12 protein-coding genes are annotated in these 12,688 nt (G+C 44.9%); all 12 read left to right on the forward strand.

The genetic code is table 11. The annotated features are described in order from the left end of the window. Positions 1 to 121: 121 nt before the first annotated feature. The 12 genes from KSP24_RS02200 (at position 122) to KSP24_RS02255 (ending at position 12,659) form a co-directional block, all read left to right on the forward strand. Complete coding sequence (locus KSP24_RS02200; RefSeq protein WP_216974360.1) at positions 122 to 1,489, forward strand: NfeD family protein; 1,368 nt, start codon at positions 122 to 124, stop codon at positions 1,487 to 1,489. A 43-nt stretch (positions 1,490 to 1,532) separates the two neighbouring features. After that, positions 1,533 to 2,534, forward strand: coding sequence for a flotillin-like protein FloA (floA, locus tag KSP24_RS02205; protein ID WP_016324559.1), 1,002 nt, complete (start codon positions 1,533 to 1,535; stop codon positions 2,532 to 2,534). A 44-nt stretch (positions 2,535 to 2,578) separates the two neighbouring features. After that, entirely contained in the window at positions 2,579 to 3,157 is a 579-nt protein-coding gene (locus KSP24_RS02210; protein WP_216974361.1) for a hypothetical protein, read from the forward strand. Positions 3,158 to 3,579: 422 nt separating this feature from the next. Further along, positions 3,580 to 4,989: a branched-chain amino acid transporter BcaP gene (gene bcaP, locus KSP24_RS02215; RefSeq protein ID WP_064962115.1), complete on the forward strand. Its 1,410-nt coding sequence runs from the start codon at positions 3,580 to 3,582 to the stop codon at positions 4,987 to 4,989. 339 nt (positions 4,990 to 5,328) lie between these two features. Further along, positions 5,329 to 5,622 (forward strand): sporulation protein YqfC, encoded by a 294-nt coding sequence (yqfC, locus tag KSP24_RS02220; protein WP_025679631.1) that lies wholly within the window; start codon positions 5,329 to 5,331, stop codon positions 5,620 to 5,622. Beyond that, positions 5,619 to 6,812 (forward strand): sporulation protein YqfD, encoded by a 1,194-nt coding sequence (gene yqfD, locus KSP24_RS02225; protein ID WP_058711710.1) that lies wholly within the window; start codon positions 5,619 to 5,621, stop codon positions 6,810 to 6,812. Before yqfC ends, yqfD begins: the two co-directional genes overlap by 4 nt. A 6-nt stretch (positions 6,813 to 6,818) precedes the next feature. Next, positions 6,819 to 7,790 carry a PhoH family protein gene (locus KSP24_RS02230; protein ID WP_064962116.1) on the forward strand — a complete coding sequence of 324 codons (972 nt, stop codon included), beginning with the start codon at positions 6,819 to 6,821 and terminating at the stop codon, positions 7,788 to 7,790. A 95-nt stretch (positions 7,791 to 7,885) separates the two neighbouring features. Beyond that, positions 7,886 to 10,132: an HD family phosphohydrolase gene (locus KSP24_RS02235; protein ID WP_058711711.1), complete on the forward strand. Its 2,247-nt coding sequence runs from the start codon at positions 7,886 to 7,888 to the stop codon at positions 10,130 to 10,132. Positions 10,133 to 10,187: 55 nt separating this feature from the next. Further along, on the forward strand, positions 10,188 to 10,685 hold the full coding sequence (gene ybeY, locus KSP24_RS02240) for an rRNA maturation RNase YbeY (RefSeq protein WP_013372141.1): 498 nt from the start codon (positions 10,188 to 10,190) through the stop codon (positions 10,683 to 10,685). After that, on the forward strand, positions 10,685 to 11,059 hold the full coding sequence (locus KSP24_RS02245) for a diacylglycerol kinase family protein (RefSeq protein WP_016324558.1): 375 nt from the start codon (positions 10,685 to 10,687) through the stop codon (positions 11,057 to 11,059). Before ybeY ends, KSP24_RS02245 begins: the two co-directional genes overlap by 1 nt. A gap of 44 nt (positions 11,060 to 11,103) precedes the next feature. Next, on the forward strand, positions 11,104 to 12,006 hold the full coding sequence (gene era, locus KSP24_RS02250) for a GTPase Era (protein WP_064962117.1): 903 nt from the start codon (positions 11,104 to 11,106) through the stop codon (positions 12,004 to 12,006). Positions 12,007 to 12,521: 515 nt separating this feature from the next. Beyond that, positions 12,522 to 12,659, forward strand: coding sequence for a YqzL family protein (locus KSP24_RS02255; RefSeq protein WP_013372137.1), 138 nt, complete (start codon positions 12,522 to 12,524; stop codon positions 12,657 to 12,659). Positions 12,660 to 12,688 lie beyond the last annotated feature (29 nt).

The following is a 12,688-nucleotide window of genomic DNA, read 5'->3' on the forward strand; positions in this document are numbered from 1 at the left end:
TTTACAGGCATCAGGATTAGCAATATACCCAATAATTTCACATTAAATCCTGAAAACTGTATAGTTTGTCTAACAAAGTTTGGTATGCTGTAACAAGGAGAGATTGAAAGGGGGGAAAGAAATGCATAGAGAACATCACCACTCCAGCCGCAAATTGATCTTTTTAACGTTGTGGATTATGATATCCGTTCTGTGGTTACCCTTAGTTTATTCTGGATCAGCGGCGGCTCAAACAAAGGGTGGAGCTGTGTTTGTTATACCAGTTGATCAGGAAATTGAACAGGGTCTGGGCAAATTTATGGAGCGTGGATTTGCAGAAGCAGTTGATTCTAAAGCAGGTCTGATTTTACTGGATATTAACACACCTGGCGGACGGGTAGATACAGCGGAAAAGCTGGGCAAACTGATTAAAGACAGTCCTATTCCGACCGTAGCCTATATAAAGGGTGAAGCGGCCTCAGCGGGTAGCTATATTGCGTTGAGTGCTAACAAGATTGCTATGAAACCGGGGAGTATTATCGGAGCAGCGGCGTTAGTAGACGGCAGGGGGAATGCTATTACAGACCCCAAAACGATAGCTTGGTGGAAGAGTAGCATGGCATCTGCCGCAGAAGCTGGCGGACGCAATCCTGATATCGCTAGAGGCATGGTCGACTCCAAAACGACTGTATCTATCCCGGAGATGAACTTTAATAAGGAAAATGGCCAGATCATTTCTTTAACCAGTGAGGAAGCGCTGAAATTGGGGTATGCGGATCACATTGCATCTTCGGAACAAGAAGTTATTCAGTGGATGGGCTACAGTACAGATGATGTAATCCGTGTGGAGCGCACATGGGCTGAAAAAGCAGCCGAGATATTGACCAATCCGATCGTGCAGACCTTGCTTTTATTTATTGGTATCGCGGGTGTAGTTATTGAGCTGCTTGTACCTGGCTTTGGTGTGCCGGGAATTTTGGGCGTACTTGGATTTGGTTTGTATTTCTTTGGTAATTATATCGCTGGCTTTGCAGGTTCGGAGACGTGGCTGTTGTTCATTATCGGTCTGGCACTGCTTATCCTTGAAATGTTCATTCCAAGCTTTGGCATTCTGGGTATTTTGGGTTCCATCAGCCTTGTCGCGGGTGTAGTCCGTGCAGCATACAACATGCAGCATGCGTTTATATCTTTGGGGATTGCTTTTGCAGGGGCTGTTGCCGTGGTGGCGATCATCGCAGTTGTCTTTAAGGACCGAGGGATATGGAACCGTTTTATACTTCAGGAACGTTTAACGGCTGACCAAGGGTTTTCTTCGGTTGTGAATCGGGAAACGTTACTAGGTCAGAGGGGTGTCAGTCTGACCCCATTACGTCCAGCTGGAACGGTGCTAATCGCTGATGAGCGAGTGGATGTTGTAACGAATGGAGAGTTTATCGCCCCGAATATGCCGATTATCGTATCCAAAGTAGAAGGCGGGCGAATTGTGGTCAAGGCAGACGCAAGTGTCTAAGCAAGCTAACAACGAAGAATTAGATTAATGGAGGATGATGCGAGTGTTCGAATCGGGTATTGTCAGCATTTTGCTGATTGCCGTAGTAGCGATTATTGTATTGAGCGTGTTTTTTAGTTTCTTCCCGGTGATGCTGTGGATTTCGGCGTTGGCTTCGGGTGTTCGGATCGGTATCATTACGCTGGTAGCTATGCGGTTGCGGCGTGTCACGCCAAGCCGAATTGTCAATCCCCTCATTAAGGCTACCAAAGCTGGTCTAGGCTTGAATATCAATCAGCTGGAAAGTCATTTTCTCGCAGGGGGGAATGTTGACCGAGTGATCAATGCGTTGATTGCCGCGCAGCGGGCTAATATTCCGCTTGAATTTGAACGTGCGGCTGCGATTGATCTTGCGGGACGGGATGTTCTGCAAGCGGTCCAAATGAGCGTTAATCCGCGTGTTATTGAGACGCCTATTGTTGCTGCTGTCGCCAAGGATGGTATCGAAGTGAAAGTTAAAGCTCGTGTTACGGTGCGTGCCAACATTGATCGGCTCGTCGGCGGTGCCGGAGAAGAAACGATTATCGCTCGGGTTGGTGAAGGTATCGTAACAACGGTTGGTTCCAGTAACTCGCATAAAGACGTGCTGGAAAATCCAGATTCCATTTCGAGAACCGTATTGTCCAAAGGTTTGGATGCAGGGACAGCATTTGAAATTTTATCGATTGATATTGCAGACGTTGATGTAGGTAAAAATATCGGTGCCTTCCTGCAAACAGAGCAGGCGGAAGCTGACAAACGTATTGCGCAGGCAAAAGCCGAAGAGCGGCGTGCGATGGCTGTAGCACAGGAACAGGAAATGAAGGCACGTGTCGTAGAAATGAGAGCACGCGTGGTGGAATCCGAATCCGAAGTACCTCTGGCAATGGCTGAAGCGCTACGTAGCGGTAAACTTGGCGTCATGGACTATATGAATTTAAAAAATATTGAGGCAGATACGCAAATGCGTAGTTCCTTAGGCAAACCGAATGAGAACTCGGGGAATGATAACAAAAGCCGGGATTAACTAACGGGACGTAGCCTATGAATTAGGCAGTTAGGCGGTGAGTAATGAACTTTATCAGCTGGATCTTTGACCATTTGTATATCTTGATCGTGATTGGCTTTGCGCTGGTGTCCTTCTTGGGGAAAAGCATTCAAGGCGGAGATCGGAAATCTCCCCAGCGGCAAGGTATGCCTACTTTTGGTGGTGATCATGGTTCGCGCGGGTCCTCGACCTCGCCCAGACCTTTCACAACGGAACCTGAGCAAGAGCGACGTCAGCAAGATGTTACTGGAGAATTGCAACGTCAATTTCCTAATGAGCGACGTGCGGTGATCGAAGCTCGTCGTATAGAAGAAGTAGGAGACGGGCTGGAAAAGGCAGAACGGATGGACCAGGATTCATTAGATAACGGTACGACTTTAGAGGATCGAATTCGTATTATGGAAGAAGAGCGAAGGATGGTTTTAGCCCGTCTCGATCGTATATCCAATGCGAGAGATTCGGAGGAAATTACAGATGGGCTAGAGCAAACTTCGCAAGAGAGTGGTACAGTGAATGCAGCTGACCTACGCAGAGGTGTAATTTGGGCAGAGATATTAGGGCCTCCGCGTTCCAAGCGTTACATGGATGGAGGAAGACGCTAAAATAATCGTAGATCCGTCACGGCTTTGGCTGTGGCGGATCTTTTTTTACGATGTTTTTAGCGATACATAAACATGCTGGAATAAAAAAAGACTTAACGGCAAATGCTCTAATTACCTGACAGCGAATGTGAAGATCTCATATATGCTACATTTTTCTCACATTTACTGTCATCTAAAAAGACGGCATTTTGTCTAGTTTGGGATCTGATTTGTGAAAATATATTCGTGAAAAATGATCAAATGTAACAATGTGAACGAAGCTTACCAAAAGTCGTTTTTATTTTTTCTTTTTTATATATAATGTTCACAACGATAGAACTTATGAAAATTTACCCCATATTTAGCTAAAATTTGATTTATATCGAGGTGATATTACAGGGTTATACAAAAAGTGAAAATTTATGTTTAGGAGGATGGGATGGATGGGGAATAGCTTGTTCAGAAAGAAGAATATTGATCAGCTGATCGCCGCTACACGGGGAGAAAAGGCGCTTAAAAGGGAATTAGGTGCGTTCGATTTAACAATGCTTGGGATTGGAGCCATTATTGGAACGGGGATTTTTGTTTTGACAGGTACGGGAGCAGTTACGGCTGGACCGGGCTTGGTATTGTCTTTTGTGATCGCGGGGCTCGCTTGTTTATTCGCAGCACTGGCTTATGCCGAGTTTGCTTCCACTGTTCCAGTATCCGGTTCTGTTTACACTTTTACATATACTACGATGGGAGAGCTATTGGCTTTTATTATCGGATGGGATTTAATTTTGGAATATATGTTGGCCGCCAGCGCTGTTTCTGCAGGTTGGTCGGGTTATTTTGTATCCTTTTTGAAAGGAATTGGTCTTCAAATCCCGATTGAATTCACTGCTGCGCCAGGAGCTTTAAAAGACCAAACTACTTATTTTAATCTTCCAGCTTTTTTAATTTTGATGGCTATCACGTTCTTGCTTTATTTTGGGATAAAAGAATCCAAACGAATTAACAATATCATGGTTATTGTTAAAATTGTTGTCGTTTTATTGTTTATCATTGTTGCTATTAAATATGTAAAGCCAGACAACTGGACACCGTTTATGCCATTTGGGTTCAGTGGGGTGTTTGGAGCCGCAGCCCTTGTGTTTTTTGCTTTCATTGGCTTTGATGCCGTTTCATCAGCCGCTGAAGAAACCAAAAATCCAGCTCGTGATTTACCGCGTGGCATTATTTTCTCACTTGCTATTTGTACGCTTTTGTACGTGATCGTTAGCGCGATTATGACAGGTATTGTGCCGTATATGCAATTTGAAGGTATCTCCCATCCTGTGTCATTGGTTTTGCAGGTTGCCGGTCAGAACTGGGTGGCGGGTATTGTGGATATCGGAGCTATCTTGGGGATGACAACGGTCATGCTGGTAATGCTATATGGTCAAACCCGTATTATGTTTGCGATGTCACGTGACGGCTTAGTTCCTAAAGTATTGTCAAAGGTTCATTCCAAATATAAAACGCCCTATATTAACACCTTGTTTTTTGGTACTTTATCTGCATTAATGGGTGGGTTGATCCCGCTGGATGAGTTAGCAAGCTTGGTGAACATTGGAACCTTATCAGCATTTATTCTGATTTCGGTCGCTGTCATAGTGATGAGAAAAACACAACCCGATTTGCCAAGAGCTTTCCGCTGTCCTGGGGTTCCATTTATTCCAATTCTGGCTATCATTTCATGTGGGGTGCTTATTCTTAATCTGAATGGTCAAACGTTTATTCGTTTTATCATTTGGCTTGTTATTGGTATTGCCGTTTACTTTTTATACTCCAGAAAAAACTCGCTTTTGAATCAGGATTCCGAAAACTAACCATTTCATACTATGAAGTTAAAAAGACAGCCTTGTTTTGATATGAAAACGAGGTTGTCTTTTTTTTATGTGAATTTTAGAAAGTACGGTCTTTTTCCTCTTTAATATTGCAGTTGCTACGAATTGTAAGTTTAGCCTCATAAATGCGATGACTAGATCATAAAATGTACAGTACAGATATCTGTGACGCTGGTGTAACAGCGTCTAGTGACGGTTGAGACATAGGATGAAACCGAATGGTAATAACAAGCGATTAAAAAAGCAGCATAGCTGCCGTCAAAATAATTATTTGCCGTTGGATAACAGTTATTTTGATGACAGGAAAGGAGATTTCGCCGTATGAGCCGGATGAGCCGCAAACTGCGAAAGTGGGCCAGCGAGACGTTGGAGCTTCCGCAGGACATTCTATTTGATCTGCCGCGGTTAACCCTCATCGGCAGCCGCCAGCTTTATGTAGAGAATCACCGGGGTGTGGTGGATTTCACGCCAGATCAACTCGTACTTGCACTTGCGCAAGGCAGGCTAAGGGTGTCAGGCCATAATCTAATCATTACGTCTATCCTGCCAGACCAGGTGAGTGTAGAGGGACATATTACGGATATTCAAATGGAAGGAACGGAGGAAGGCTCGTGAAACATCCCGCTTTAGCAAAGCTGCGTGGCACGGTTACCCTAGCTGTCGAGGGCGAAAGTGTGGAAGCATTCATTAATTTACTCACTGATCATCATATACCTGTTTGGAACGTGCGGCCAATGGGTACTAGACATGCAGAAATGAACCTTCTGCTGCCGCACGTCTTCCTGTTGCGTCCGCTTTTGAGAAGGACAGGCTGCAAAATGCATGTTCTCAAGCGTCAAGGACTTCCCTTCACTGCAGTACGACTCGCCAAACGCAAATTTTTTCTCACAGGACTGGCCTTGTTCTGGATAGGTCTCCTGCTGATGTCATCGCTCATCTGGGACATTGAAGTAAAGGGGAATGATAAGCTCCCAACGGAATCCATTTTGAAAGCAGCCCGACAGGAGGGGCTTTATCCGTTTCAATGGAGCTTTCGTCTTTCCAGCCAGGACAAGCTTTCGCGGGCACTCATGCAGAAGCTTCCAGAGGCATCCTGGATCGGTGTGGAAAGACAGGGGACCTTGGTGACAATTCAGGTTGTTGAAGCTTCACAGCCTACTCCCCCGTCGCTCTACAGTCCACGTCATCTTATCAGCAAGGCGGACGCGGTGGTCACTGAAATTTTTGCCGAGCAGGGTCGTCCTGTTGTGCATAAAAATACGCGGGTCAAAAAAGGAGCTATTCTCATTTCAGGAACGCTTGGAGATGAGGAGAATCAGCAACAGGTCGTAGCCAAAGGAGAGATTAAGGGGCTTGTGTGGCATGAATATGAAATTAGTAGTCCCATGGTACGACGCAGCAGCACATATACAGGTAATAGTCACGATCGCTTGTATCTGGTGCTAGGCAACCGTGCGATACAATTGTGGGGCTATGGAAAAATACCTTATTCTACACATAAAACAACCGTTGAGCATGATCCGCTAACATGGCGTTCTTACAAACTTCCGATGGGTTGGATGAATGAAAGTGTGAGGGAGACAAAGATACAAGAGCAGAAGTTAACGGAAACAGAAGCCAAAATGTCAGGAATAGAAGGCGCACGCGCGGATATTTTAGCTAAATACGGCAAAGGAACGAAAATAATGAGCCAAAAAATTTTGCATGAGAAGAGAGAGAATGGTAAAGTTTATATGAAAGTACTTTTTGAAGTGGAACAGGATATTGCGGAAGAACTTCCGTTAGTTCATAACCAAGGAGAATGAGGCTATTTGGCAGAACAACAACGCAGCATACAAATTGCATTGAACAGTGCGGGAGAAGGTCAGGCGTTATTCGGCCCGCAGGATTCCTTTTTAAAATTGATCGAAGCAGCTATTCCTGCAAAAATAGCATCTCGTGAGGCGGAAATTAATGTTTTTGGTGATGCTCACGAAGTAGAAGTGCTCGAACAATTGTTCGATGTTTTGCTCCAGTTAATTCGTAATGGGTATATACTGACCGAAAGGGATGTCCATTATGCGATTGAGCTGGCAAAAGATCTGCGCGCTGATCAGTTGCTTGATTTGTTCAAGGGAGAAATTACGACGACGTTTCGGGGCAAACCGATTCGTGTCAAAACAATTGGACAGAAGCACTATGTAACCACGATTAAGAAACGCGATATTGTATTTGGGATTGGCCCAGCGGGTACTGGTAAAACCTATCTGGCTGTAGTGCTGGCCGTAGCTGCTCTGAAGGAGGGTTCAGTCAAGCGTATTGTACTGACTCGCCCTGCGGTGGAAGCTGGTGAGAACTTGGGCTTTTTGCCTGGGGATTTACAGGAAAAGGTTGATCCATATTTACGCCCGCTTTATGATGCCCTATACGATGTGATGGGGCCAGAACAGACGGCGAAAGCGCTGGAGCGCGGGTTGATAGAAATTGCGCCACTGGCTTATATGCGGGGTCGTACGCTGGATGACTCATTTATTATTTTGGATGAAGCCCAAAACACTACACCGGAGCAAATGAAAATGTTTTTGACTCGACTTGGCTTTGGTTCCAAAATGGTTATTACCGGCGATGTTACGCAAATTGATTTACCTCGTGGCAAGAAATCCGGTTTGATTGAAGCAAATGCGATTTTAAAAGGGATTGACGAAATAGGCTTTGTCCAGTTTGCGGAAGAGGATGTTGTTCGTCATTCCCTGGTTCAAAAAATCATCGTCGCTTATGACCGTATTGCTGAAAATCAAGCCTAAGCTCTTAAGCACGAGTATAGTGTGTATGATCAGAAAACGAATACAATGAGCAGCATAGCTGCCTTGAAAAAGATGATGGAGAGGGATTGTTTTAGATGACCTCGAAGGAATTATCTAAAGGAAAAACGTTCCAGCATAGAATGAATGGATGGAAGTATAGCGTGGCGACACGCTATCTTCTGTTTTTATTTTTGGTGGTTCTTTTTTATGTGGGTTTTGCATCCAAGCTGCTTCCCGAACGCTACGACATCCGGGTGAATCAACCGAGTGAAAAGGAAATTGTCGCTCCAATGCAGCTTCCTAACAGTAAGGCGACTTTGAAGGCCCAAGAGGAATCTGCTGAGCGCGTGCAGCCTATGTATACCATTGTACCGATCCGCAACGATAACCTGATTACCGGTATTTTGGATCGAATTGAACGGCTAAATCAGGATGATCAGGTTTCCAGAGCGGACAAGATTTCGATTTATAAGGATGAGATTCCTCAACGTGCACGGGAATTCGTGCAAAATTTTGTGAACAACAGCCGTAATGCGGATGCCTATCCAGATAAGTTGCTGGATGAGGTACTGGAAAAAACGAAAGAGCAAACGTACCGAATCCCAGAGGAGACATACATCAAAATTCCGCGACTTACATCTGAGGATATTGCCGAAATGCGGCCCGTAGCCCGTGAGATTGTTACAGGGTTGATGAATGATCAAATTACGGATGCCCAGACTGCCCGAGCCAAGGTAGCTGAGCGCGTGAGTACAAGCTCGCTTACCAAACGTACCTCCCGGGAGGTTGTTCAGGAACTTGCACGGCTTGTGATTACAGCCAACAAGTTTTATGATGATACAGCTACGAAGGACGCTAAAGTACAGGCTCGTGAAGATACACCGACAGTTTACATTAAACAGGGTGAAGTGCTCGTTAAAAAGGGTGAGATTATTACCCAGGAAATCTATACACTGCTTGATGAGAACGAGCTGCTCAAGGATAAAATCAACTATTGGCCACAATTCGGCCTGCTGATGTTGTCTATGATGCTGGCATTGGGTCTGTTTATGTATATTCGTCAATTTCAATCACGAACACGAAACTTCAAGTATAATAATGCACAGTTGCTCATGCTGGTGTTAATCTTTGTGATTACAGTGGGGGCCATGCTGTTAATTTCTATACTGCAGACTAGTGAACGATCCTATCTCGGCTATCTGGCGCCTATCGCGCTTGGAGCTATGCTTGTAACGCTGTTGCTTGACATGTCGCTGGCATTCGTATGTGCCGTTATATTCAGTATATTGGCAAGTGTTATTTTGAATGTCCGTCAAGGCCAGATTTTTGATTTTAATTTTGGGTTTTTTGCCCTTGTGGTCTGTTTGGCGTCGATTTTTTCCACCCACCGGGCCAGCCAGCGTTCAACGCTGTTCAAGGGAGCTATCATGGTATGCCTGTTCGGGGCTCTGGGTGTTTTTTCTCTGGCTCTGATTGACCAAGGGAACTGGACTCAAACAACGACACTCTATGGGGTAGCCTTTGCATTTGCAGGCGGTCTGGTTACAGCGATCCTCGTTATAGGGCTAATGCCATTTTTTGAATCCACCTTTGGCATCTTGTCTGCACTGAAGCTTGTTGAATTGTCAAATCCCAATCACCCATTGCTCCGCAAGCTGCTTACCGAGACTCCTGGCACATATCATCATAGCGTTATGGTAGGTAATCTGTCGGAGGCTGCAGCGGAGGCTATAGGAGCAAATGGGTTGTTGTGCCGGGTTGGTTCGTATTATCATGATATTGGTAAAACCAAAAGGCCCTCGTACTTCATTGAAAATCAAAATGGGATGGAAAATCCGCATGATACAATAGAGCCCAAGCTGAGTAAATCCATCATTATAGCCCATGCTCGTGACGGTGTGGAAATGCAATTGGATTACAAGCTACCCAAGCCGATTCGTGATATAGCCGAACAACACCACGGAACGACATTCCTGCACTATTTTTACCACAAGGCATTGCGTGAGGCGGAAGAGCGGGGAGTGGAGCCTGACTTCACGGAGGATGATTTCCGTTATCCGGGACCGAAGGCTCAGTCGAAAGAGGCTGCTGTAGTAGGAATTGCTGATAGCGTGGAAGCGGCAGTTCGTTCCTTGCGAAAACCTACGGTGGAGCAGGTAGAATCTATGATTGAGAAAATTATTAAGAGCCGTCTTGATGATCACCAGTTTAACGACTGTGAGCTGACCATGAGGGAGCTTGATATCGTGGCCCAAACTCTCAAGGAAACAGTAATGGGGATTTTTCATTCCCGTATTGAATATCCAGAGGAAAGACCTAAGCCCGAAAGTGGAAAAGCTTAGTATTACTTGTGCATGAAGCACAGCTAAAGCATTAGAATTAAAAGGAGCGGTTGGCATGGGCCTTCAATTAGCTTGGAATAATGAACAAAACGATATGGTAATTAACGAATCGTTGATCACGCTGCTGAACACCTTATTAGAGCAGGCTGGCAAAGCGGAAGGGGTTACAGACGGTGAGGTTGCCCTTACTTTCGTGAATGATGATCAAATTCATGAGTTGAACAGGGATTATCGGGGTATTGATCGTCCCACTGATGTGTTGTCTTTTGCTATGAAGGAAACACTGGATGAAGAGCTTGAAATTATCTACGAACCGACGGAAGATAATCCATTAAATGATGTACCCGATGTTCTGGGGGATATTATTATCTCTGTACAGACAGCGCAAGCTCAAAGCGAAGAGTATGGACATTCAATTGAGCGTGAAATCGGGTTTTTGTTTGTCCACGGTTTTCTGCATCTGTTAGGTTATGATCATCAGGACGATGCAAGTGAGGCTGAAATGATGGGTAAGCAGGAAGCTGTGCTGGCTCAAGTGGGGTTGACACGGTAATGAGACGTCAGCCTTGGAGAATGACCTTTCGCTATGCTGCAGAAGGCGTGATATACGCCCTGCGTACGCAAGTAAATATGCGGATACATGTGGTTGTGGCGCTTCTTGTCATTGTAGCAGGTCTAACTCTGCGCATCTCCCGGCTCGACTGGTTATTCGTGTGCTTGGCCATTGCCATAGTCATTGTAGCCGAACTGATCAACACCGCTGTTGAAGCAGCGGTGGATCTAATCTCACCTGATATTCATCCGCTGGCCAAAGCGGCTAAAGACACCGCCGCCGGAGCCGTGCTCCTGGCAGCGGTTTTTGCTGTAATTATTGGCATATTTGTATTTTATAGACCCTTGTTGACGTTAATGAGTCAGCTGCTTTAATGAAAAATAAAATTTAGGTGCTTAATCGCGCTGGAGGAAATAAAATGGCTAAGAAACACTTTAAATCCGGCTTTGTCGCAATTGTTGGCAGACCCAATGTCGGAAAATCAACATTGATGAACCATGTCATTGGGCAGAAGATTGCCATCATGTCAGACAAGCCCCAAACGACACGGAATAAAATTCACGGCGTATATACCACAGAGGACACACAAATTGTATTTTTGGATACACCAGGAATTCACAAGCGCCAGTCAAAGCTGGGCGATTATATGAATCAGACCGCTTTTAATACGTTGGGTGAAGTAGAGACGGTACTTTTTCTTATTGATGCTGCTGAAGGTTTAGGCGGAGGCGACCGTTTTATTGCGGAACAGCTTAAACAAGTAAAAACACCAGTTATATTGGTATTGAATAAAATTGACCGCATCGAGCCAGAGGCATTGTTGCCCCTGATTGAGCAGTATCGCAAGTTGTATGACTTTGCGGAAATTGTACCGATCTCGGCCAAAATGGGCAATAATGTAAACACCCTATTGGATCAGGTTCAAAAATACTTGCCAGAAGGTCCGCAATATTACCCTGATGACCAAATTACCGACCATCCAGAGCAGTTTGTCATTGCTGAGCTGGTACGGGAAAAGATTTTGCACATGACACGTGAGGAAGTACCTCATTCTATTGCGGTTATGATTGAAGACATGAAAGTGCAGGATAATGGTGTAGTGCATATTATGGCGGTTATTTTTGTAGAGCGTGATTCCCAGAAGGGAATCATTATCGGCAAACAGGGAGCCATGCTCAAAGAGGTGGGCAAACAAGCCCGTCAAGATATCCAAAACTTGCTAGGCTCCAAAATTTTCCTGGAACTTTGGGTTAAGGTCAAAAAAGACTGGCGTAACCAGGAACGTGTCCTTCGTGACTTGGGCTTCCATCGCGACGCCTAAAAGTAGATATCATATCTACGATCACTTTGGTTGTCAAAGGATTATACAGACTAAAATTGATATTAATCAATATGTATAGTTGTTGTAGGCATCATAAAAAAGCCGTCCGACTCTACCACTGACGTATGAATTAAATCTTTCGGTCATTCCAAGCGCCGCTCTTGTGCGGCGCTTAACTTCTCGCTATACCTACCCTTTTCTTCCAGTGATGAAATAAGGAGTGCTTTTAAAAGAGTTATTATAACTGCGTACACGTTGTAGCGGAGCGAAGGATTTGAATCTGAAGAAGCGTCAGCGTTCGCCTTTACCCCTGAATTTACTCCTTTTCTCATAGGATAAAATAAATTCAGGGGTAACAGCGATCGTAAGATCAAATCATTTGCGAAGCGGTGTCCAGACCGTACACAGTAGCCTTTTTCAACGTAATCCATTTATTTCATCACATACTTTCCCTCTATTCGCATCATCCTATTTTTGAGATGCAGACGCCATTTCCTAAGAAAGGATGAATACGATTGCGAGATTTTTCGTGGAAGTATTTTGCGATGACTGGAGATGTCGGTGCGTATCTGTTATACAGGGAGAGCGCCGTGACAAGGGAGCAAGACACGGATGAAGGAGAGTCGGACGAGCATGAAGAAGCCCGTGAATAATACGAACCACTGGCTTCTTCGCGAATGTT

It is taken from the genome of Paenibacillus sp. AK121 (genome assembly GCF_019042715.1).
Classification (GTDB): Bacteria; Bacillota; Bacilli; order Paenibacillales; family Paenibacillaceae; genus Paenibacillus; species Paenibacillus polymyxa_C.

What these genes read in the sequence shown, in the direction of transcription:
- ybeY (WP_013372141.1), top strand. Translation starts at nt 10,188, where the DNA reads ATGGGCCTTCAATTAGCTTGGAATAATGAACAAAACGATATGGTAATT.
- KSP24_RS02210 (WP_216974361.1), top strand. Translation starts at nt 2,579, where the DNA reads ATGAACTTTATCAGCTGGATCTTTGACCATTTGTATATCTTGATCGTG.
- yqfC (WP_025679631.1), top strand. Translation starts at nt 5,329, where the DNA reads ATGAGCCGGATGAGCCGCAAACTGCGAAAGTGGGCCAGCGAGACGTTG.
- KSP24_RS02235 (WP_058711711.1), top strand. Translation starts at nt 7,886, where the DNA reads ATGACCTCGAAGGAATTATCTAAAGGAAAAACGTTCCAGCATAGAATG.
- KSP24_RS02245 (WP_016324558.1), top strand. Translation starts at nt 10,685, where the DNA reads ATGAGACGTCAGCCTTGGAGAATGACCTTTCGCTATGCTGCAGAAGGC.
- bcaP (WP_064962115.1), top strand. Translation starts at nt 3,580, where the DNA reads ATGGGGAATAGCTTGTTCAGAAAGAAGAATATTGATCAGCTGATCGCC.
- era (WP_064962117.1), top strand. Translation starts at nt 11,104, where the DNA reads ATGGCTAAGAAACACTTTAAATCCGGCTTTGTCGCAATTGTTGGCAGA.
- KSP24_RS02200 (WP_216974360.1), top strand. Translation starts at nt 122, where the DNA reads ATGCATAGAGAACATCACCACTCCAGCCGCAAATTGATCTTTTTAACG.